The organism is Kordiimonas sp. SCSIO 12610, assembly GCF_024398015.1.
In the GTDB taxonomy this organism is placed as follows: Bacteria; Pseudomonadota; Alphaproteobacteria; order Sphingomonadales; family Kordiimonadaceae; genus CANLMI01.
In genome coordinates this window covers 2633865-2656266 of sequence record NZ_CP073747.1, presented here as the reverse complement: position 1 = coordinate 2656266, position 22402 = coordinate 2633865, and the positions used below count along the sequence as shown (strand labels likewise).

The 22402-nt window shown below is 43.6% G+C and carries 14 protein-coding genes and 1 tRNA gene; 8 read left to right on the top strand and 7 right to left on the bottom strand.

The window, feature by feature from the left end; genetic code table 11:
- Window positions 1-4 precede the first annotated feature (4 nt).
- Window positions 5-592: a hypothetical protein gene (locus tag KFF44_RS12495; protein WP_255934662.1), complete on the top strand. Its 588-nt coding sequence runs from the start codon at window positions 5-7 to the stop codon at window positions 590-592.
- Window positions 593-1523: 931 nt separating this feature from the next.
- On the opposite strand, the gene KFF44_RS12490 is transcribed toward KFF44_RS12495, so the two are convergent.
- The 3 genes from KFF44_RS12490 to KFF44_RS12480 all read right to left on the bottom strand — a co-directional run bounded on the left by KFF44_RS12490 (window position 1524) and on the right by KFF44_RS12480 (window position 5530).
- Entirely contained in the window at window positions 1524-2711 is a 1188-nt protein-coding gene (locus tag KFF44_RS12490; protein ID WP_255934661.1) for a calcium-binding protein, read from the bottom strand.
- 937 nt (window positions 2712-3648) lie between these two features.
- Window positions 3649-5157: a site-specific integrase gene (locus KFF44_RS12485; RefSeq protein ID WP_255934660.1), complete on the bottom strand. Its 1509-nt coding sequence runs from the start codon at window positions 5155-5157 to the stop codon at window positions 3649-3651.
- Between the two features lie 283 nt (window positions 5158-5440).
- Window positions 5441-5530: transfer RNA gene (locus KFF44_RS12480), tRNA-Ser, on the bottom strand.
- 165 nt (window positions 5531-5695) lie between these two features.
- On the opposite strand from KFF44_RS12480, the gene KFF44_RS12475 reads away from it, so the two are divergent.
- The 3 genes from KFF44_RS12475 to KFF44_RS12465 all read left to right on the top strand — a co-directional run bounded on the left by KFF44_RS12475 (window position 5696) and on the right by KFF44_RS12465 (window position 12656).
- The gene (locus KFF44_RS12475; RefSeq protein WP_255934659.1) at window positions 5696-6946 is read left to right on the top strand and encodes a hypothetical protein; all 1251 of its coding nucleotides are present in this window, start codon (window positions 5696-5698) and stop codon (window positions 6944-6946) included.
- Between the two features lie 425 nt (window positions 6947-7371).
- Window positions 7372-9174, top strand: coding sequence for a methyl-accepting chemotaxis protein (locus KFF44_RS12470; protein ID WP_255934658.1), 1803 nt, complete (start codon window positions 7372-7374; stop codon window positions 9172-9174).
- A gap of 185 nt (window positions 9175-9359) precedes the next feature.
- Window positions 9360-12656: a S41 family peptidase gene (locus KFF44_RS12465; RefSeq protein WP_255934657.1), complete on the top strand. Its 3297-nt coding sequence runs from the start codon at window positions 9360-9362 to the stop codon at window positions 12654-12656.
- A gap of 53 nt (window positions 12657-12709) precedes the next feature.
- Here the strand turns inward: KFF44_RS12465 and ggt are convergent, their stop codons facing one another.
- The 4 genes from ggt to KFF44_RS12445 all read right to left on the bottom strand — a co-directional run bounded on the left by ggt (window position 12710) and on the right by KFF44_RS12445 (window position 18273).
- Window positions 12710-14476 carry a gamma-glutamyltransferase gene (gene ggt, locus KFF44_RS12460; protein ID WP_255934656.1) on the bottom strand — a complete coding sequence of 589 codons (1767 nt, stop codon included), beginning with the start codon at window positions 14474-14476 and terminating at the stop codon, window positions 12710-12712.
- Between the two features lie 336 nt (window positions 14477-14812).
- Complete coding sequence (locus KFF44_RS12455; protein ID WP_255934655.1) at window positions 14813-15901, bottom strand: purine nucleoside permease; 1089 nt, start codon at window positions 15899-15901, stop codon at window positions 14813-14815.
- Window positions 15902-15933: 32 nt separating this feature from the next.
- On the bottom strand, window positions 15934-17328 hold the full coding sequence (locus tag KFF44_RS12450) for an NCS2 family permease (RefSeq protein WP_255934654.1): 1395 nt from the start codon (window positions 17326-17328) through the stop codon (window positions 15934-15936).
- A 69-nt stretch (window positions 17329-17397) separates the two neighbouring features.
- The gene (locus tag KFF44_RS12445) at window positions 17398-18273 is read right to left on the bottom strand and encodes a DUF1295 domain-containing protein (protein ID WP_255934652.1); all 876 of its coding nucleotides are present in this window, start codon (window positions 18271-18273) and stop codon (window positions 17398-17400) included.
- Between the two features lie 482 nt (window positions 18274-18755).
- On the opposite strand from KFF44_RS12445, the gene KFF44_RS12440 reads away from it, so the two are divergent.
- The 4 genes from KFF44_RS12440 to KFF44_RS12425 all read left to right on the top strand — a co-directional run bounded on the left by KFF44_RS12440 (window position 18756) and on the right by KFF44_RS12425 (window position 22321).
- Window positions 18756-19664: a haloalkane dehalogenase gene (locus KFF44_RS12440; protein ID WP_255934650.1), complete on the top strand. Its 909-nt coding sequence runs from the start codon at window positions 18756-18758 to the stop codon at window positions 19662-19664.
- Between the two features lie 94 nt (window positions 19665-19758).
- Window positions 19759-21081, top strand: coding sequence for an amidohydrolase (locus tag KFF44_RS12435; RefSeq protein WP_255934648.1), 1323 nt, complete (start codon window positions 19759-19761; stop codon window positions 21079-21081).
- Window positions 21082-21093: 12 nt separating this feature from the next.
- On the top strand, window positions 21094-21507 hold the full coding sequence (locus KFF44_RS12430) for a VOC family protein (RefSeq protein WP_255934646.1): 414 nt from the start codon (window positions 21094-21096) through the stop codon (window positions 21505-21507).
- A gap of 73 nt (window positions 21508-21580) precedes the next feature.
- The gene (locus tag KFF44_RS12425; protein WP_255934644.1) at window positions 21581-22321 is read left to right on the top strand and encodes a DUF1499 domain-containing protein; all 741 of its coding nucleotides are present in this window, start codon (window positions 21581-21583) and stop codon (window positions 22319-22321) included.
- Window positions 22322-22402 lie beyond the last annotated feature (81 nt).

Sequence of the window (22402 nt, the reverse complement as noted above, 5' to 3'; positions counted from 1 at the left end):
CAGTATGCTACAGGAGACAATCCCGTTTGATCATGATGATCAATATTTAGTTTTAGGAAATAGCTGTCTAGGAACTGGTGGGCAACCACAACCCATTGTTAAGACCTATAAATCATATATTTCCAGTGCTCAATGCCACCCCTTTACTCAAGTTATTGAAAGTTTTGATCCTGAGGAAAATGGTCTTCTTCTTCAGCATGACGGATTAACATATCGTGATATACAAGCCTTGCAGTTAACAGATGGCCTTTTGATTTTCTGGGCTGACAACAAGGTTTTCCTAAAAAATGTTCAGGCTGACGTTACCGATGAATGGCTTTATATTGACGCAGGTTCGGTGACAGATCAAGCGTTAGATATTGTTGACATGAATATAAATTCGTTGTCCGGATATACTGTTACTAGTCGAGACCTTGCGGACGAAAGTGCAGTTTTAAGCCATGTGGAAAAAATAGGCTGTGATCAACCACTCTCTCTACAGAGTAAACTTCTAAGCGATTGCGTCATTAACCAAAAAGTCAGCAGTCAAACCGAACAACCAGCAAGCTACCTAGACTTATACAATGATGCGAAATACGCAGGCTGTCGTTAGAAGGTGGCATATACCCCTTCAAATAAAAGTACAGAAAATTTGTTAACAGGTCTCCTACCTCAGCAGTTGTGTCATAGGTCGAATTGCTGAGTTTTTCTTCCCTGAAGGAAGCTCTATTGCGCTTCCGCTCCTAAGGTACCTGGCCAGCTTGATGAGAAATCAGTCGGTCAGGTACTGTTTTTTGAAAACTATTGCTATGGCTACCTTATGAGGAAGCCTCATGTTGTGAGAGGCCGTTTTTGCAAAACTATCGGTAAGCCACATAAGCTAAGTCTATCATTGATGTAGAAACATGGTAAAAGTCAGTTATTCTACTAAAATTAGAAATAGAATGATAAATTTAAACGCAGTAAACGAAATTCAAAGTCTTATTTGCCTCAACAGATAGTTCTCTAATAAAGCTTCTATTAATACCCTTATGGTTGGTATGAATATATCTATTTGTTCCCAATCAAATTTATAGAATAGACCAAATGCAATTGGCATTGTGCAGTCAGATTGTCTCACAAGTCACAGATGGACAGTCTATGCAATATCAGGTTTAAACTATCATCATGCGAATTTTTATTTTCAAATACCACAAAAGATTAATAATGCGATCAGCCTTCCGGTTATCAGTGTATATAGAAAGCAAGTTTTTCTCCTGCGCATCGATGATTCATATTTAAAGCACTTTCCCTTACAACCCTTATCCCTAAGGATTGCAATCCGTAGCGAGTTGTAGCGATATTCATTGCAGGAAGGTCTCAGTAAACTAAATTGTTCCAGACAATATGAAAGGTATAGTTTTGTATTCTATGATTTGGCTGCGTGTGATCTTGCTGTCTAAATGTATTCATTCATGGATAAAGCCATAGAATTCTAGTTAAGGTCGCATTAAAAAAGCCACCTCTTGAGGTGGCTAGAATAATTTAGTTTAGTATCGGACTATTTACATCATTATTGACATTTCAGCAGATTGACCAAAATGATCAAACATAAAGTTTGCTTCAGTCAGCATTTCGGAAACACCTTCGAGTTCAATTGTATTATTACCTGCGGTAATCAGAGTATTGTCCCCAGACTGAGTAATGACAAGATCTTCAAAGGAGATATCTACGTTTTGGAAGACTATGAGGTCTTCGGAAATGTCGAAGTCTGAGATAGTGTCATTACCTGAATCCACGCCGAAGAAGAAGAAATCAGATCCTTCGCCACCCATCAAGATGTCGTCACCTTCCCCGCCATATATATCATCGAACCCATTGGTGCCTAATAGAACATCGTTCCCGGCTGAACCCTCTATAACATTAATTGTTGGGGACACTTCTTCTCCCGGAGTATGAAATACAAAGTTTGCTTCTGACAAAGTGTCGGTCACACCTTCAAGGAGGACGCTAATACCATCTGCTTCGATAAGGGTATTACCATCCCTTTGCGTAATTTTAAGGTCATCAAACTGCACATCTAGGTTTGCCAGGTCGATAAGGTCTTCGCCTGCCTTAAAGTCTTTAATCGTGTCATTTCCTGACGTTGCATCAAACACAAAGAAGTCGGATGCCTCGCCACCAGTCAATTCATCATTTCCAGCACCCCCACTAATCATATCAACACCATTTGTACCGGTAATGACATCATCTTCTTCTGTGCCTTCAAAAACATTAATGTCTTTTTCAAGGCTTTGATCTCCAGTGTCGGTATCGGCAGAGAATGGCCCTGCAATGTCTCCTTCGGTCGGGACATCTGTGAAAACCCAATCGGAGCTCAGGTCACCATCAAATCCTTGTAAAAGAACACTGTTGTTATCGCCCCAGGTAACTACAAGACCGTCGTCTGTTTGTTCGGTTTTTAGGTCTTCAAAACGTAAACCCGATACCTGAATCAACAAAGCATCACCATTTCCTGGATCAAAGTCAGTAATTGTATCGTTACCAGATTGATCATCAAAAAAGAAATAGTCAGCACCTTCACCACCAGTCATAATATCATTACCAGCGCTACTAAAAAAATCATCGAGACCATCTGTGCCTTCAAGGGTATCATTGGCGTCAGTGCCTTCAACTATATTAATAGACGGGATGACACCGCCGAAGCCTGCATCAATTTCTGTAATGTTGTCATTCATTGAATTACTTGTCATTTGTATCTCCATCATTCTCAGGCTCAACCTGCTTGAGCCTCTTGCTGATATGAGAAAGACGCCATGGTGATAAGATCACCCTTATCCTAAATTCTATTTTTTTGAAAAATATTGAGGGGCGATCTATGACATTGATCATAATAGCTCTGAATACTGAAATGACGTACTTTGTTTCGCTTTAGGTATGGAAAACTAACTTGAAAATACCTTGCTAAATACGTGAAGGGGTTGCAATTTCATTATATAAAACGGTGCGTCAGTTGTTAGATAAACTATAGTCGTTAGGAGTTTAAATTATCAGAGGACTTGCTAATCCATATCCTGTGTTATTAGGGTTCCTTTCGTCTTTTTTTGTGATTTTTCACAAATTTTACCTTTGACATGGAAATGGCAAGTTTGATGGAGAATATGAAAACATCAATTTAATCAATTAGTTATATTGAAGCTGAGTGATTTTGAGAATATTCGTGCAATTAATTGCACAATTGAATTTTCAGAGGGTAAAAGCTTATATTATTCTAACAAAATTATAGCTAGCGTAGTTTATACTAAGCAACGTTTTTGGTTATTGTCAGTTTAAATACATCCAGCTTTGCTTGTCATAGTAACTGGTGGTTTTCATGCAGCGATTAGACCTCTTACTTTCTTTTGAGGCTTTACTCTGATTGGGGCCTTTCTACTTTTTTGTCATTTTTGACAAATCCTACACGTAATAGAAAAATAGTAAGTTTTGCTGAAAAACAGAAAACACAAATATAATCAATTGGTTATGTTGAAATTGTACAAATTCGAGAATGTTCGTGCAATTAATTGCAATTTAACCATTGAGCGTTGTTAGTACTCAAGCACATTAATAGAGTTATTATGCCTGAGTTACTCATTATCGTGCTTCCTTTTATAATCCCCAGTATGTCTGCACGATAAATCTTTTGGGATTCTATAATTCCATATCACTGAGTTTAGATAGGTCTAGCCACTGAAAACTTTTGTTCAACGCTTTCTGCATAGTTTCTATAGATGCTCCTGAACCATATCCTGACGTAACATCGGTTCCTGCATGGCCTAGAATTTTTTTGATAATATATCCTTGTGTTTCTGTATTCCTGAGTTCATCTGCCATTGAATGCCGGAACGAGTGAAATGTTTTATTCTTATTTTTAATACCTATTTTCGCAAGGTATCCGTTAAGTTTTTTACTTGCTTTATTGCCTGGGTCTTTTTTGTCTTGGGATTGTAAAGATGAGAACAAATTATCCTCTGAACCTTGCTTAACCCATTCCATAAAGCCTAATTCAAGTAGCTTTTGATGGACAGGTATCAGGCGTTGGCTAGCGAGTGTTTTAAGGCTTTTTTCGCCATTTTGACCTGTATTGACACTAATACATACAACGCCATCAATTGTTTCAATATCGTGTGCAGTTAATTGCACAATTTCGGCAATCCTCATTCCAGTAAAGGTAGCGATCAATAAGAACCAGTATTCTGGGAGTTGTTTCTTTATCTCCCCCGCTATTCTCCATCTCTCTTTACTGAGGTACCCCCGGAAAACTGGGGAGTGATACAAGGTATGAAAATCTTGTTTGGAAAATGGTTGTTTTTGCGTTGCTGATTTGTTTGAGGCGCTAGAAGGTACTTGAAGGTTACCAACAGGTGATTTGGACAAATACCCTTCATTCACAGTCCAATTGAAAAAGGTTTTAATTAATCCGAAGTATTTCACGACTGTCTGATGGGATAGCTTTTGTTCATTTGTGCCTTTATCAACGATTTCTTCGATTGAAAGGCCATCAAACATGCTATTTACGCTATGATGCTTGGGAATTTGGGTCAACAGGTCTCGGAAGTCGCGAATATGATCAATTTTGATATCAGTGATCTCTAACGTTGAGCCAACCTTTGACGTTTGCTGGAACCAGTTCAATACGCGCTCGAAGTCGCCTTTAGTGCCTTCTTTGCTTAAGGTTGCTGCGTGTAGATTTCGTAACTCCTCAAAGTTTGGTATTTTGTAATCCGATTGGCTGGTATCATGATTCTCTGTGCTCATCACATGCTTGATGAAGAGTGGGTCTTTTACGTCTATTTGATCAAAATCCTGCCTTAAATTCGCGAGCAGTATTCGTTTTGCTTCTGCTTGTGCTCTGCATATTACTGTACCGATATCTGTTCTAAGGTCGTTTCCTTGTGGTGGTGCATTATTCGTGAGCTTAATCTCGTATTCTTCGCAGATAGTATCAATCTCATCTTCAATGATACCATCGAATTTTCGCTTCACTGCCATAGACTTAAGGTCTTTGATCATGCCTTCCAGGCCTTGCATTTCAAAGTCAGGATCAAAATTTGGGTCATCATGTGAGAAATTGACAATATCCATATAACGATCAAGCTCATTTTTGAAATATTCATCGATCATGGGTAAAATTTTAGGATGCAATTGATGGCGCAACATATGTTTTATTTTCCCCATTAAATTTCTTATCAACAGATCAATATGCGCGCATCTGAAGCGTGCTATTGTCAGGTCAATAGTTTGTAGTGATCGCCGTATTTCTTGAGGTCCAACCCCCGGAAGCATCTTTTTTGTAATCTGAAGGCGATAATAATACTGTCCTTCAATTTGATACAATTTGGGTGTGTCAGTGCAATAGATTTTTGCCATCTTAGTGTAAGATGGGAAATCCAACTAAGGTCGCAAAATAAAATGTATAGAAAATAAGTGGTTAGCCAGATAGTGGCGGAGACGAAGGGATTCGAACCCTCGATACCGTTGCCAGTATACTCCCTTAGCAGGGGAGCGCTTTCGACCACTCAGCCACGTCTCCGTCGCCGTGTTTATGCGAGCCCCCTCTTTGTGTCAATCTTGTTTTCAAAAAAAATGCATTAATGCCGCTTTGCCAGCACTTTCAATATATGTGAAATTTATTTGTTCACTTTTTGTTCTTGTGTTATTTATCCCTGATACTGATACTGATTCTGGATATGAAGTGATGAATTTACCTGAAACTTATCAAGTGGCTTATATTGATTTCGATAGTTTTTTTGCGTCTGTAGAAGAGCAGGAAGACCCTAAGCTGCATGGAAAACCAGTTGGCGTGGTGCCGATTGAGTATGATAAGCCCACCAGCTTGATTGCGGTTAATAAAGTTGCGAAACAAAAGGGCGTGCGGGGTTTGATGAGCGTTCGCGAAGCAAAAAAGCGTTGCCCAAGTTTGGTTCTTGTGTCGCAGAAGCCCCATCTTTATGAAAAATACCATCAAGAGCTTTTGGCGTTGATTGAGCAGGAAGTGCCGATTGAAACCGTATGCTCAATTGACGAAGTTTCATGCCGATTGGATAGTGCCGATAAGAAGGCCCCAAAGCAATTGGCAAACCGGATTAAAAACCGTATTCGCGATAAAATTGGCCCCTATGTAACCTGTTCAATTGGGTTTGCGTCCAATAATCAACTGGCAAAGATTGCGAGTGAAATGGATAAGCCGGATGGTATTACCTTACTGCATCCCCAAAAATTACCAGGAAGATTACTTGATTTAACACTGGATGATATTCCAGGTGTTGGGCGCAATATGCGAACACGGTTGAATTTGGCTGGTATTGGGTCAGTTGCAGATTTGTGGAACTCACAGCCAAAGCAACTTAGAAAAGTTTGGGGTAATGTGAATGGTGAACGGTTTTGGTACGCGCTTCATGGGTATGAGGTGCGCGCTCAATCAACAAAGCGGTCGATGTTCGGCCACGGAAGGGTATTACCACCTGATTGGCGTGATTTTGACCATGCTTTTGAATGCGCACGGTTTTTAACAACCAAAGCTGCTTGGCGACTGAGAAGGTCAGGATTTCTGGCGAAGCGATATAATCTTTGGTTGCGGCTTATGGATGGGCGCTGGGCGGGTGAATTTCCACTTGATGCTATTAATGATAATCAGGCTGCGATTGCAGCGTTGCAGGCATTATGGTTTCAGGCCCGGAAAGACCTGCCTTCATCCTCAGAAGTGAAGCATCTGCATGTAGCATTTTCATCATTGGTATCTATGAGTGAAGATGATCAATATACGATGATAGCACCTGATCAGGAGCGGAAGAAACGGTGGAATAATGCTTGTGCTGCGCTTGATGATTTAAACCGCCGTTACTCAAAAACAATTATCAGCATGGGGCCTTTAACGCCGCCGCCGGGGGGGTATGCTGGTGGCAAAATTGCTTTCAGCAGAGTACCTGATATGGAGGATTTCTGGTGAGTGATACAATGCGATTATATGATTATCTCGATGGATATAGCTTTCGAGTAACGTGCTCTCATAAGAGGTGTAATCATCAATGGTCGGTTTTGCCGGATCAGATGGTGAGTCAACCGGGTGTTCATCAGCAAATGTATGTATCTGAGCTTGAAGACGTAACACAGTGCCCACGCTGTAAATGTTTCAAACCTAAGATAACAGTCATTTTAAAGAAACCACATCAAAGCTTCATTGGTGGGATGATTTGAAATTTCCCGATGGTCACATAAGAAATACCTTACTTTTAAAGGTATTTGGTTACACTGTTATATCTTTAGATAATATCAATGAATATTAACACCAAATTAACGAAAAACTTGCATCTTCACTTAAAACAATAATGAGAAATTGGAAGTTATTTCCAATTATGAATAACGGGTGGAATCATGGACTTTTTCAAGCGCCTTCCTATTTTTGTAAAAATTACAGCTATTTGCGTTGGATTATTGGTTATAACAGGCACATCAATTGCTATTGTTTCATATAATCAAACGCTTGATCAGGTAGAGCAGCAAGCGCAGTCACGACAAACCAGTAGCCTCGCTGTTGCTGCCGAAATTCTCTCAACAAATATGGAGTCTCTTAGTGTCGAATGGTCAGGAAGTGAAGTATCAAGCGTCACCGCAGACACGCTTGGCCCTTTTAATAGCCAGAGTTTGATTGATAAGGTTGGTCGCGTAACCGGTGAAACCGCAACTATTTTTGTCTGGGATGAGGAAACAAAAGATTTCTGGCGACGCACCACCAATATTAAAAAGCCTGACGGAAGTCGTGCAATTGGAACCCCTTTAGGGAAAACTGGCCGTGTCTATCCTATTGTGACACGAGGCAACACATTCCGCGGCGAAGCCACCATTCTGGGTAAAGACTATTACACAGTTTATCAGCCAATTCGTACCACTGCAGGAAAAATTATTGGAATATTATATGTAGGTGTTGAAAAAGCCAAAATTGCAAGCGTTCTTGATCAATTACAATCTCAATTAATTGTCGCGACGGTCATTGCAACATTGATCTTTGGGGCCGTCATGGCGTTGCTTTGCCGTATGATTGTTAATGCTCTTCCAGACCTGTCCAAAACGATCACTGCGTTAGCCGAAAACAATCTGTCAGTAACCATTCCTCATGGAACACGATTAGATGAAATCGGCACAATGGCAAATGCCCTCAAAGTACTCAAGGCCGGTGCTTTGGATCGTATACGCCTGGAAGACGAACAAAAACGGCTACAGCAGGAACGCCTTGAAGAAGAAAATGAACGCCGCGAGGAACAAATTCGCCTTGAAAAGCAAGCAGAGGAACAACGATTAGCTTCCGAAGCAAAAGCCAAAGACGTTATTCGAACAACTATAAATGAAGCATCAACGGCGTTAGATACCGAACTAATGGCGGCATTATCGGAAATCCGTACAACAATTGACACATTCCAGAATGAATTGGTGGTCCTTAACGGTGCGACTTCGCAAACTCAGGAACAGTCAAAAAATATCGCATTTGCAGCAGATAATGCAAACGCGAGTGTTAGTGCTGTCGCAGCTGCAACCGAAGAACTTGCAGCATCCATCACGGAAATTAGCTCGCAGATTAATATGTCCGCAGAAGCATCAAAATCGTCCGTAAATGCTGCTCAAAATACCAATGATCAAGTTGTCACACTTGAGAAAGCAACCGAGGACATCCGAGGGGTCGTAAGCCTGATCAGGGATATCGCTGAGCAAACAAATTTGCTGGCATTGAATGCAACGATTGAATCCGCGCGTGCTGGCGAAGCGGGCAAAGGGTTTGCTGTTGTTGCAAGCGAAGTCAAAACACTGGCAGCACAAACAGGCCAGGCAACAGAGGATATTAGCCTCATGATTGAAAAAATGCTGACAGCTGTAAATGCTGCCTTAGCGGGAATTCAATCAACAACAACATCAATCACGAAAAGTGATGAAATCATTACAACAATCGCAGACGCAGTCGCACAACAAAATAGCGCAACCGGTGAAATCGCCGGTAATGCACAGCGTGCAGCCAGCAGCACCCACGACACCAGCGAAGAAAGCCATAAAGTTGGCGAAGCCGCCTATGGCGCAAAATCAGCTGTGGATGCTATCACGTCTGCCTGTGAACACCTTGAAGTGAATATAAATGAGATCGAAATAAAAATGCGCAAATCGATTGATACGCTTAAAACAGTTGGATGATGAAAAAGAATTAGATTTTATAATTCTGCATTGCTTACTTCAGGGGCGGTAATGAATAATGTTTGCCGCACCTGATTGCTATGTTTTGTGTTTTTATTTGCGAAAACATAACCTTTCCCTTGCCTCTGTGAAGCATGTTTCCCTATGGTGCTTGACGGTGGGATCAAACATAGGGAGAGTCGAGGATGAAAACAGTATCCTTTAAGAAAGCATTGTCGGGGCTTTTTACCGCGTCTGCAATCAGCACCGGCATTATAGCCGATGATCATACATTATACAGAGAACCTACGGTTAGTAATGATCATATCGTCTTCTCGTACGCGGGTGATTTATGGCGTGTTGACCGCTCTGGCGGGGAAGCGGAGCAACTGACAACAGGGGTAGGCATTGAAAGTACCCCTTATTTTTCCCCCGATGGATCTAAGGTCGCTTTCACGGGTCAGTATGATGGCAATACTGACGTTTTTGTTGTTGATATTAAGGGCGGTACACCCAAACGGTTAACGTATCATCCCGGCGCTGATATTGTTCGTGGATGGTCTCGTGATGGCGAGGATGTACTTTTCAGTTCTGCCCGCAATAGTTACGCAAATTTTCTGAGGTTGTTCACCGTTCCCGTGGAAAATGTTGAGTTACCAACACAATTACCGCTGCCAAGCGCAGAAAAAGGGTCTTATTCTCCAAACTCAAAATATTTGGCCTACGAGCCGCTTAATCAATGGCAGCAGGCCTGGAAACGTTACCGCGGTGGCCAGCAAGACAAGATCTGGATTGCCAAATTATCAGACTCGTCGATTGAAAAGGTTCCTAGTGCCGCGAGTGTCGACAAAAACCCGATGTGGATCGACGATACGGTATATTTCATTTCTGATCGCGATAGTAAGCTGGGTGATTTCAGGTTATTTTCCTATGACACCAAAAAGAAAGCTGTGAAGCAGGCCTTAGACCAAAAGGGTATGGATATTAAATCAGCGAGCGCAGGCCCTGATGGTATTATCGCGTTTGAGCAATTTGGAACAATTCATTTGTTTGATACAAAGTCAGGTAAAGCAAGCAAAGTCGATATTACGCTGAATGCTGATCTAACAGCGGTTAGGCCGCGCTATACAAAGGTATCCAATAATATCGCGAACGCGCATATTTCTCCGTCCGGTAAGCGTGCTGTTTTCGAAGCACGCGGGGAAATCCTGACAGTGCCAGAGAAAAAAGGTGATGTTCGCAATATCACAAGAACCACAGGCGTTATGGAGCGCGATCCTGCCTGGTCGCCCGATGGTCAGTCAATTGCGTATCTTTCCGAAGCAACAGGTGAATATGCGCTTCATATTAGGGATCAGAAAGGCGAGAAGGATGAGCGTATTATTAAGCTGCCGCCTATGTTCTATCGCTCGCCCATTTGGTCACCAGATAGCAAGAAAATTGCACTAACAGGTCATGATAATAATTTGTGGTATGTTGACCTGACGGCTGACGAGCCCAAAGCTGTAAATATTGACAAAAATATTATATCAAGCGCTGATGTGATGGCGCCCGATTGGTCACCAGAGGGTGATTGGATTACATACGCTAAACAACTTCCAAACTTGCTGCGTGCGATTTTCGTGTATTCGTTAGCAACTGCTGAAACCCATCAAATTACAGATGGCCTCTCTGACGCGCGGCATCCTATATTCGATAAAAACGGCAAATATTTATATTTTACCGCCAGCACAAATCTTGGAGAAACCATCAGCTTTGCTGATATGTCTGGGTTAGGTCGTCAGACAACACGCTCGATTTATGCAACTGTCCTCTCAACGGAAACAAAGTCTCCGATCGCTGATGAAAGCGATGATGAACCTGCTAAGAAACCTGAGAAAAAGTCAGAGGATAAAAAGTCTGATGCTAAAGAGGGCAAAAAAGCAGATGAGAAATCTGCTGAAAAGCCAAAGAAATCTCTGAAGATTGATCTTGCGGGAATTCAAAACAGGATTGTTGCCTTACCGGCTGCCAACACAACATGGGCAGGGCTGGTTGCTGGAAGTAAAGGTGAGTTTTTTGCTCTTGAAGCTAAAACAGGACAAAATGGCCCGCCGACGCTTACGCTTCATAAGTTTGATGGAAAAGGCAAAAAGTTTTCTCGTATTACCGGGGGGCTTTCCTCTTTTGATCTTTCCAGCGATGGTAAAAAAGCCCTTGTTCGGCGCGGTCGTTCAAACTGGAGCATTGTTGCAACGGCGGCACTTGCTAAACCTGGTAAGCCTATCAAAACTGCCCAGATGGAAGTGTTTGTAGAACCCGAAGTTGAATGGAAACAAATGTTCCGTGAAGTTTGGCGCGGTGAACGGGATTTCTTCTATGATAAAAATCTCCATGGTCTTGACCTTAATTGGGCTACATCTACGTACGAGCCTTATTTGAAAAACGTGCGCCACAGAAGTGACCTAAGCTATTTATTCACTGAAATGTTGGGGCAGTTGACGATTGGTCATATGTTCATTGGTGGCGGTGATCAAGTCAGAGCCCCCAGAGTGCAGGGCGGCCTTCTCGGCGCTGATTATGAAGTTGATAATGGTCGATATCGTATTGCCAAAATCTATAATGGTGAAAATTGGTCACCGCGCCTGTTTGCGCCGCTTAATGAACCGGGCCTCAATGTTAAAGTTGGCGATTATATTCTGGCAGTGAATGGCCGTGAACTTATGGCTAGTCAAAATATTTATCATGCTTTTGAAGCTACAGCGGGCAGGCAAACACGCGTTAAAATTAGTTCAAATGCCGATGGTAGTGAAGCGCGTGAAATAATTGTGAAGCCGATCAATAACGATAGTGGTATTCGAAACATTGATTGGGTTGAAGGGAACCGCCGTAAAGTTGGCGAGTTAAGCGATGGTAAGCTTGCTTACATTTATATGCCAAATACGGCAGGCCCCGGCTTCAGGAGCTTTAATCGATACTTCTATGCCCAAACCGATAAAAAAGGCGCGGTATTAGATGAGCGTTTTAACGGTGGTGGTCTGCTTGCGGATTATGTGACCCAAGTGTTCAAGAAAGAACGCTTCGCCAATATTTTCTACCGCCACGGTGATATCAATGTACCTGTTCCTGCTGGTGCCATTTATGGCCCGAAAGCGATGATAGTGAATGAAATGGCAGGGTCTGGCGGTGATGCAATGCCATGGTTCTTCAAGAAAAGCGGTGCTGGTAAGCTTTTTGGTAAGCGGACTTGGGGCGGCTTGGTTGCTGCGCAAGGGCTTCCAACTTTGATGGACGGTGGTACCGTAAGGGCGCCTGATTTCGCAATCTTTGGCAACGAAGGCGAATGGGAAATTGAGAATTATGGCACCACACCCGATGTCGAAATCGAGTGGGATCCAGAATTGTGGCGTCAGGGCCGTGATCCTCAGCTTGAAGCAACAGTTGAATATCTGTTGGATGAAATTAGGAAAAACCCAGTTAAAGAGCCTAAAACACCGAAGTTTCCTGATTATTTTGGAAAGTAATATAGTCTAATAAAAGGCGAGGGTAACCTCGCCTTTTAAATGTTTGAATGATGTTAATCTAAGCCTATCGTTAGTGCGTTTGGACGCCTAGGATCAGAAGATCCAAAAATATAGTTGGGTGTTACATGGATGGACTGTGTGCTGCCCATCGTGAACGTAACCTTTACATCATGACCGCGCGCTTTCAGTGCTGCAATCGTATCAAGATTAAAACCAGGTTCCACCTCTAGCACATTGGGTACCCATTGATGGTGGATGCGCGGCGTATGTGTTGCGTCAGCTATATTCATGTTATGATCAATTACATTGATGATCATTTGGACGACAGCATTGATAATGCGGCTGCCGCCTGGGCTGCCGACAACCAACACAGGTTTCCCATCTTTTAGTACCATTGTTGGCGACTGTGAGCTGATAGGGCGCTTCCCTGGCTCTACTTTATTGGCTTCACTCGCAATAAAACCAGTTGCCCCTTTAATTCCCGCACGAACGGAAAATGTATGGATTTGGTTGTTTAGCAGAATACCCGTTCCTTCCACTGTTAGCCCAGAGCCGAAGGAGGAAGATATTGTATATGTGTTGGAAACGGCATTGCCTTCTGCGTCAACAATAGAATAGTGGGTTGTTGATGGCGATTCTGGTCCTTCGCCTGCTAAATAGTCCTCAAGGAGGCCATGCTCGATATCAAGCAGGCTGTCTTCCTTAATAAGTCCTGCCAAATAGCGGCCGTAGGCTTTGTCTGTTAATTCTTTGACTGGGGTTTTAAAAAAGGCAGGGTCTGCAAGGCTTCGCCCGCGATCCGCAAACGCCAGCTTCATCGCTTCTGATAAGACGTGGATAGACCGCGAGGAATAGCCCCATTCACTGATTGGGAAGTTTTCCAGAATATTAAGCATTTCAACAATTGCGATGCCGCCAGAGCTGGGTGGTGCCATTGATACCACATCATAGCCACGGTAGGTTCCGCGTACGGGTTCGCGAACAATCGCTTCGTAATTCGCAAGGTCATCTAGGTCAATATGGCCGCCATTTTTTTTCATGTCTGCGGCGATTTTTTGGGCGATTTCCCCTTTATAGAAGGCGTCAGGGCCCTGTTCCGCGATAAGTTTTAAGGTGTGTGCAAGGGCTGGGCGTGTCATGATTTCGCCAGGGGCGTATGATGAGCCATCAGTTTTGTAAAACGCCTTTGCGGATGCTTTGTTACCTTTAAGCCACGCTTGCTTAATCGCTAATATTTCGCTTAGATCATAGGAAACTAGAAACCCTTCTTCCGCGAGTTTGATTGAAGGCTGCAACAAGCGCTTCCAAGGTAATTTCCCTTTCATTTCCCAGGCTTTGTAAAAGCCTGCGACTGTGCCTGGCACGCCCGCAGCAGGCCAGTCAAAGCGGGAGTTGCGATCTTTTTCTCCGTCCTTTGTTAGAAAGTCTGCGGCAGTCACTCCCGTGGGGGCTGTTTCGCGGTAATCAATTGTCGTTGCATCTTGTTTTTCTGCGTCATGGATAACCATAAATCCGCCGCCGCCGATATTGCCAGCGCGGGGTAGTGTCACAGTAAGTGCGAAACCAACGGCAATTGCTGCATCAATCGCATTTCCACCATCTTCAAGTATTTTAACACCAACCTTTGTTGCGATATCATTTTGACTGGAAACCATGGCAGATTTACCGATGACAGGTGCGTGGATACTTCGGTACCTAAGAATGTAGGCGTCCCGGTCAAGCCCGTAGGGGCCAAGCACATTTTGAGAACTTTTATCTTGTGCGGTTAAACCTGTTGCCATGACTGTTGATGCAATTAATGCGGCTGCTATGGTTTTCATATTTCCTCCCAAATGGACCCATTAAAGGCCCTTAACGCAAATACGTCGTGTTATGAAACTGTACCTATGCGCGGTTATTCTGCGCCATCCCTAATGTTTGGTAGCGTATCATATGAAAATGGGGCCGTAATATACTAAAAGGTTTATAGTGGTTTACCGTAGGTTATAACCAAATATGGCAAATGGCACGTTGAAGATAGCGGACAGTTTCAACCCTCAATTTCTATAAATTTTGAAAAAAGCGATATGCTTTGGTCATTCATAGTGGATAACAGGAAGAAATGTGATCATTCTTTCCGTTTTGGTTTGTGGGCGTCAAAGTTTCAATTCAGTTGACTAATTTGAATTTGGTATGGTGTCCTTATATGTCGACCATCCGTCCACAAGTGAGTTAACAACTTTGCTTCCGATCAGATAAGCGCTTTCAAGTGATGGAAGGAAGCCTGCAGATTTTTGATCATCAGGAATCCCCTTGCCGAGCAGGCTGTCGACAGCACTTGCTCCTTCATATTGCATTGAATAATTGCTTGCAGTGCGAAGGAGCAATACTCGATTACTGTCTACTTTATTCAGTAAGGCTAGTTTCTCTATGGAGTGAAGTGTGCCGCTGTCTTCCATTGCAGACGTAACAAATTCCGCATTTCCTTCTGTCCAATATGGCATCCATTCATTGGCCCAATCATTCATTTTTGCACCATGCCAATATGTCATCGCTGATAATTGGTCCCCGCGTAAAACAAAGGGTGGCAACTGTGCTTTGGGGTAACTCTTGTAACGTTTCCGAAACTTTTTCATAGCGTTGGTATCAGGGATAATCTCGTCTTTGGTCAGATTGAAAGCCCAATCCGTCAAACCTTTATTCAACCTATACACCAGCGTACGGTTGGTCTTAGGTGCTGTGCCATCAAATGGTTTTTGTCTAGCCCTCGGAAAATTGCCTGTTGTCCAACCTTTGGGTATTTCGCGTGCATCAATTTCATGCATCAAATCGCCGTCTACGACCCAGTCGGTCCATACGGCGGAACCAATCGAGCCATCAGCGGGGTCAATCCCCGCGATGCCGGCAATAACAAAATAGGCGTTACTGAGGTCAAAACGTTCATCAAGTCCCAGCGCCATTATAGTGGCGGCCGCTTTTATCGTACCGATCCCGGTTACAATGCCGAGAACCCCCTTATCTCTGTTTAATCTGAGTTCGCGGTCCCCAAGAGGAAAGGGTAGTTCCTCCGTCAATGGGAAACGTTCTACCCAATGCTGAAACTCTGCTGGTGCATCGCCGGTGCTTTCGCCGCGTTCAAACATGGTAACAACGACAACTTTGATCGGGATTTTTGCCTCAAGGTTTTCTGGGGCCGCCACAAGCCCGGAAAATGAAAAGACTATTGCGAGGACAGCTGTAATGCATCTGATAAAATTTTGTTTCATGCTGTGTGTGTCCTTTGCGAGCCTGATTGAAGTTAAATGATGGCGTATCTTAAAACGAATAAAATGGCGATCAAACATGTAACGGGATGAAGTGACCGTAGTTCACCTTGTATAATTTTTATGAAAACATAGGCAATGATGCCCGCACCAATCCCGTTCGCGATGCTGTATGAAAATGGCATCAAAACAATAACCAAAAATGATGGTACTACGACCTCCAGTTTGGAGAAGTCTATTTTGCTTACGGATCCAATCATCAAAATACCAACCATCACAAGTGCGGCAGACGTTGCTGATGTCGGTATCAGGGCCACGAGTGGGCTTAAGGGTATGCATAGCAGAAACAAAATACCCACAATGATTGCGGCAAGGCCTGTTTTCCCGCCCGCTGCGATACCAGAACCACTTTCAAGATATGTTGTTACAGTTGATGTACCGACGAGTGCGCCAATCGTTGTTGCAACTGAATCCGCCATCATCGCACTGTTAATGCGTGGTAACTTTCCGTCTTCGTCTAAAAAGCCTCCTCTTTCCGCCGTTCCATATAGGGTTCCAACGGTGTCCAGCAAATCAACCATTGTGAACGCCAAAACGATAAAAAATATGTCAAACAAAGCGGATAATGTGAAGCCGCTTGCGCCCCATATTGCGGAAAAGTCCAGCTGCAAAAATATTGGGCTTATATCGAAACTAGAACTTATGAGTTGGTTTGGTAGTTCAGTGCCGCCCATTAGAAAGCTGATGAAACTAACAACGCCCACTCCAATTAAAATTGCGCCACTAACATTGTGAACAGAAAGCCCGATGATAACCGCGAGGCCTAACAGCGTTAAATACACTTCTGGCTTTGCAAAATTACCAAATTCAAGGATTTGTGGCGGCGCATTGGTGATTTTTCCGATGAGGTCGGATTGTTCTAATGTGCCGTTCGATAGCACTATATCAATGATTGGCCCTTGGTTGATATCAACAACACCGGCATTATTGAGGCCGATCAGGGTAATGAAAAGGCCTATACCAACAGGAACTGATTGCCGGACGCTTTCGGGTATTGCATTCAAAATTGCCCGCCTGAGGCCTGTGGCAGTCAAGATAATGAACACCAGGCCTGAAATAAACACAATCGCAAGTGCACCCTGCCATGTATAACCACCACCAAGTACAACGCCGTATACAAAGAATGCGCTTAAGCCAATGCCGGGTGCCTGTGCAAACGGGTAATTTGATAATAGACCAGACAACACACAGCCAATGAACGCTGCCAAGCAAGTTGCAATTGTTACTGCCTGAAAGTCCATACCGGTTTGAGAAAGTAAAGAGGGGCTTACAATAACAATGTAAGCCATCGTCGAGAATGTCGTCAGTCCGGCAACGAGTTCACGGCTGAATGTTGTACCATTCTTTGATAATTGAAAATAATTTTGCATATGTTTTTATCACCAGTTGTTGCCACCAGAGTATTGATGGCAAGTTTGGAAATGCAATCGTTTTCTATATCATTCCGTTTTGGATGGTGGCAGCGGGAAAAAACGTGATGTGCGTGCAAAATAAGCCTGATACGCAGGGTCATCGCCCCAGCGTTTCTTTCCTGCTTTTTCCAAAAGTGGGATGCCGCTTACCTTCGTCAACAAGAAATATACGAATAAAGGTGAAATTGTGATTATCCACTGGCTACCGCTTAAGAGTGGAATTGAAATGACGAAAATACCTGTCCAGAGGAAAAATTCTCCGAAATAGTTAGGGTGCCGTGACCATGACCACAAACCGCTTTGGATGAACTTCCCAGCGTTTTCAGGATCTTTTTTGAAGGCTTTTTTCTGATTATCGGCGATGACTTCGAGAGCAAAACCAATAACCCACATGACTGCGCCGATATAAAATGCGACCCCGAGAGGCATAGAGGTTTCTGAAGTGATAATGAAAAATGCTGCGGCTGCGGTTAAGGTTACCCACGCGCCTTGCAGTGTCCAGGTTACAAAGAAGCGCGGCGGATTACCCTTAATATCTTTGAACCGTTTGTCTTCGCCGTCAGCTGAAATACGCGCAAATAGAAAGCTTCCTAACCTCAAAGTCCAAACGATGACCATGGCTGCAACGATCAATGCTCTTTCGTGTAAATCCCCGGACAACATACAAGCCGCTAATATTGTGACTAAATAGGTGATGGAGCCCAAAAGGTCATAGTATTTTTCTGTCTGAGCTATGGCGGAAGGAATAAAGGCAAGCCAGTTTACACCAAAAGCGAGTAATCCACACACTAACATTAAGGGAATTCCCCAAACTTGGGGGCCGTCAACGCCTGCTGTAATCATCACCCCTAAACCGATTGATGTGACAATCAAAGCTACAATAATTGATTTTAATATCTTCATTTTTTCCTCCCCTTTGTGTCAGATGCGGAAATACCTGTTGAGCGTAGCAATAGGAATTTGTGCAAGGTTGACTGTTTAAACGTAATACAGATTAGCTCGAAGCAACAGTAATAAACTGTTTCCATTCACTGCTTTGATCTGCCGAAATCATTAACTTTCATAACTATACTAACTAAGAAATTGCGTCAACAACAATGGTATCAGTCATACGGGAAGTATATTGTTATTGGATCAAGATCCTTGGCACCATACCTATTAAGCGGATCTAGAGTTAAGGGATAAACTGGTAAAATCGAGTTCGGTGGCTGATTAAGGGATCAGATAGCTCTCCCATATATTATCAGGTTACTGCCCGATCACCGTAAGTCATAATGGTAATAGCAGGCCTTATTTAGCGCGGTCAGTATTATATTCGTTGCAACACCGCTATTTTCCAGTCAAACTATGTTTAATGTTGTTCATTAAGTAAGGAGGGTGCTCTGATGGCGATTAAAGAAGGCGTGTTGCGAACAGATGATGATAGGTTCGAAAATTTACCGGATTGGCCATACCTTCCTAATTATATTGATGACCTCCCGGGATATGAAGGACTACGAGCCCATTATATTGACGAAGGCGATAAAAATGCTGAGAGAGTTTTTCTTTGTTTGCACGGCGAACCGAGTTGGGCCTATTTATACAGGCATATGATCCCGCACTTCCTGAATTCTGGTGCTCGTGTGGTTGCGCCAGATTTCTTCGGATTCGGCAGATCAGATAAGCCGATTGATGATGCGACATACACATTTAATTTCCACCGTGACTATTTGCTTGCGTTTATTGAACGGCTAAACCTGAAGAATGTAACGCTTGTGTGCCAGGACTGGGGTGGCTTGCTTGGATTGACGCTACCTCATGATATGCCGGACCGTTTCGCCAGACTAATCGTGATGAATACTACAATTGCGATTGGTAAGCCCGCAGGCAAAGGCTTTGATGCCTGGCGAGATTATGTTGCGAATACGCCGGATTTCCCAGTTGGACAGTTAATGAAGCGAAGCTCGCCGCATTTATCAGAGGCTGAGGTTGCTGCGTATGATGCCCCGTTCCCTGATGATAGCTATAAAGCGGGGGTGCGTAGGTTCCCACAGTTAGTGATGACAGATCCTGATATGAACGGCGTGGAAACGTCAAAAAAGGCTTTGGAGTTCTGGCAAAATGAATGGCAAGGGCAGAGTTTTATGGCTATTGGCATGCAGGACCCAGTGTTGGGTCCGCCTGCGATGAAAGCACTTGCTGGTATTATCAAAAACTGTCCTGAGCCCATGGAAATTGAGGAAGGCGGACATTTTGTTCAAGAATGGGGCGGTGAAATTGCCCCAGCAGCACTAAAGCACTTTGGTGATATTTGAAAAATAGTGCTATAAAATAAATTGGATGGGGTTCCGAGATAAAGTTTTATAATTTAGACTATGCGAACTTGAACTGAAAAGGGAGTTATGGGGAATGATAAAAACGAGTTTGTTGGCGATAGCAGTTTCGCTAAGTATGGCATCAGGCGGGGCGTATGCCTATGATGATTTGAAAAATGATATTGCCTCAGATTATGGCTATTTATCTGATCTCTTTACCCATTTTCACAAGAACCCAGAGCTATCCTACCTTGAGAATGAAACCTCCAAGCGACTTGGCGCTGAACTGGAGGCGATCGGTTTTGATGTAACTGTTGGTGTCGGTGGCACCGGCGTTGTTGCCATGATGAAAAATGGCGAAGGGCCTACGGTGTTGGTTCGCGCTGATATGGATGGCCTACCTGTTCAAGAACGCTCGGGGCTTTCTTATGCATCGACGGTTAAACAGGTAAATACATACGGGGACGAAGTTTCTGTAATGCATGCGTGCGGCCACGATATGCATATGACATCGCTGGTTGGTACCGCGCGCCGTCTTGTTGCAATGCGCGATAAATGGCAGGGCACTTTGATGCTGGTTGGGCAGCCCGCGGAAGAGCGGATCGGCGGCGCAAAAGCCATGATTGAGGACGGTCTCTATGAACGGTTTGGACGGCCTGATTATGCACTTGCCTTGCACGTGGCAGCGCGCCAGCCCGCAGGAAAAATTATTTATAAATCAGGCCTTACATACTCAAGTTCCGACAGCGTAAATATTCGTGTGTTCGGTGTTGGTGCGCACGGTGCTGCTCCGCACACTGGCAAGGACCCTGTCGTTCTTGCATCTCAGATTGTTCTTGCTTTACAAACACTTGTTGCACGCGAAATTTCACCATTGGAACCGGGTGTGGTCACCGTTGGATCGTTCCATTCGGGTACAAAACATAATATTATCTCTGAATATGCAGATTTACAGCTAACGGTTCGCTCTAATGATGAAGCAGTTCGGGCAAAACTGCTGGCAGGGATTAAACGCATTGCTGAAAATATGGGGCGTGTTGCTGGCTTGCCAGAGGATCGCTTGCCGAAAGTTGATCTATCCATCGCTGCAACACCGACGACAGTGAACGATTCTGATCTAACGAAACGTTTGGATGCTGTCTTTAAGCGTGAACTTGGTGAAGAAAACCTTCAAACCCTTGTGCAAACTACGATGGGCGCAGAAGATTTCCCTTATTTTACTCGGGTTAATCCACCGGTTCCGGGGTTTTATTTCGCAGTAGGGGGAACACCGCAAGCCGACCTTGATGCTGAGAAAAACGGCGGCCCAGCCGTGGCAGGGCACCATTCTCCCCTCTTTAAAATTGCGCCTGAGCCTTCGATCAAAGCAGGTGTTCAGGCGATGACTGTTGCGGTTCTGGATTTAATGAAGAAGTAAACGAGTATAATCATGTTAACACCTTTTCATTTGGCTGTTCCTGTTGATGACTTGGATGCAGCTAGACAGTTTTATGGTGAGATAATGGGGTGCCCTGAAGGGCGCTCCTCTGATAAATGGATCGATTTCAATTTTTTTGGCCATCAATTCGTTGTTCATAAGGGAAAGCCTCTGACAGATGCGGATCACAACGGTGTGGACGGTGATGCTGTGCCGAGTTTCCATTATGGAATGATACTGGAGTGGGATGATTGGCATGTTTTGGCAACCAAACTGGCAAAAGCAGATGTTGAGTTCATTATTGAACCCAAAATTCGCTTCGAGGGCGAGGTTGGGGAACAGGCTACAATGTTTTTTACAGATCCGGCGGGAAATGCATTAGAAATGAAATCTTTCAAAGATTTTTCTCAGATTTTTGCTAAATAGATCTGGAGCAACAATAATTCAAAGTCAGGATCTAATGGGTTTTGGCACATTTACGTTTATATAGGGTATCGTTATGTCTCTCTCAAAAAAATCAACTTGGTTAACCAAAGCCAACACAGGGCTAATTGTTATTGCCTTGGTCGTTTTTGTTCTGGCTGCATTGTCAGGAACAGGGTACGCAAATGAGTGGTGGGATGTTAGAACAGCATTTGCATTGCTGCGCTACGCTGCCTTTACGTCATTTGCATTGATTGCAATTGCTGTCCTTACACTTTGGGGCTTCGCGTTTGCCAAAGCCCGCCGTGACGGGCAAATGGCGCGTACAGTCATTTCGGCAGTATTGTTTTTGGGTGTATTGGGCTTTTCTGCAAATATACTAAATCAGGTTCAAACGGCGCGTTCCGTTCCTCCTATTCATGATGTAACAACAGACCTTGAGGATATCCCACAATATACAAAACTAAATCCTCAGAATCCAAATGCTGAGAATTGGGAATTGCTACACCGTGCGGGTTATGCAGATTTACAGCCCTTGGAATTGGATATGTCCGTTGCTGACGTGATTGCCAAAGCTGAAAAAGCGAGTGAAGCTTTTGGATGGGAAGTTGCTGTGGCAGACGCCGAAAATGGTCGCCTTGAAGTCACAGAAACAACCCAGTGGTTTCAGTTTAAGGATGACCTTGTTCTTCGTGTTCGGGCAACAGAAGGGGGCGGAAGTCAGGTAGACGCACGTTCTGTATCTCGTTTTGCGGGCAGTGATATTGGTGTCAATGCTGCACGGATCAGAAAGTTGTTTGCCGCTATCCAAGAATAGGAATAATTTGGTCGGTGTGGCCGAATGTCGCGGTAACTATTTGATTAAAATCAAAAAAATATCCTGCCTCTTGTGATTGAA

Coding starts and splice junctions, on each gene's coding strand:
- KFF44_RS12465 (WP_255934657.1), top strand. CDS start 9,360: ATGAAAACAGTATCCTTTAAGAAAGCATTGTCGGGGCTTTTTACCGCG.
- KFF44_RS12445 (WP_255934652.1), bottom strand. CDS start 18,273: ATGAAGATATTAAAATCAATTATTGTAGCTTTGATTGTCACATCAATC.
- KFF44_RS12435 (WP_255934648.1), top strand. CDS start 19,759: ATGATAAAAACGAGTTTGTTGGCGATAGCAGTTTCGCTAAGTATGGCA.
- KFF44_RS12440 (WP_255934650.1), top strand. CDS start 18,756: ATGGCGATTAAAGAAGGCGTGTTGCGAACAGATGATGATAGGTTCGAA.
- KFF44_RS12475 (WP_255934659.1), top strand. CDS start 5,696: ATGAATTTACCTGAAACTTATCAAGTGGCTTATATTGATTTCGATAGT.
- KFF44_RS12495 (WP_255934662.1), top strand. CDS start 5: ATGCTACAGGAGACAATCCCGTTTGATCATGATGATCAATATTTAGTT.
- KFF44_RS12485 (WP_255934660.1), bottom strand. CDS start 5,157: ATGTTGCGCCATCAATTGCATCCTAAAATTTTACCCATGATCGATGAA.
- KFF44_RS12425 (WP_255934644.1), top strand. CDS start 21,581: ATGTCTCTCTCAAAAAAATCAACTTGGTTAACCAAAGCCAACACAGGG.
- KFF44_RS12455 (WP_255934655.1), bottom strand. CDS start 15,901: ATGAAACAAAATTTTATCAGATGCATTACAGCTGTCCTCGCAATAGTC.
- KFF44_RS12450 (WP_255934654.1), bottom strand. CDS start 17,328: ATGCAAAATTATTTTCAATTATCAAAGAATGGTACAACATTCAGCCGT.
- KFF44_RS12430 (WP_255934646.1), top strand. CDS start 21,094: ATGTTAACACCTTTTCATTTGGCTGTTCCTGTTGATGACTTGGATGCA.
- KFF44_RS12470 (WP_255934658.1), top strand. CDS start 7,372: ATGGACTTTTTCAAGCGCCTTCCTATTTTTGTAAAAATTACAGCTATT.
- KFF44_RS12490 (WP_255934661.1), bottom strand. CDS start 2,711: ATGACAAGTAATTCAATGAATGACAACATTACAGAAATTGATGCAGGC.
- ggt (WP_255934656.1), bottom strand. CDS start 14,476: ATGAAAACCATAGCAGCCGCATTAATTGCATCAACAGTCATGGCAACA.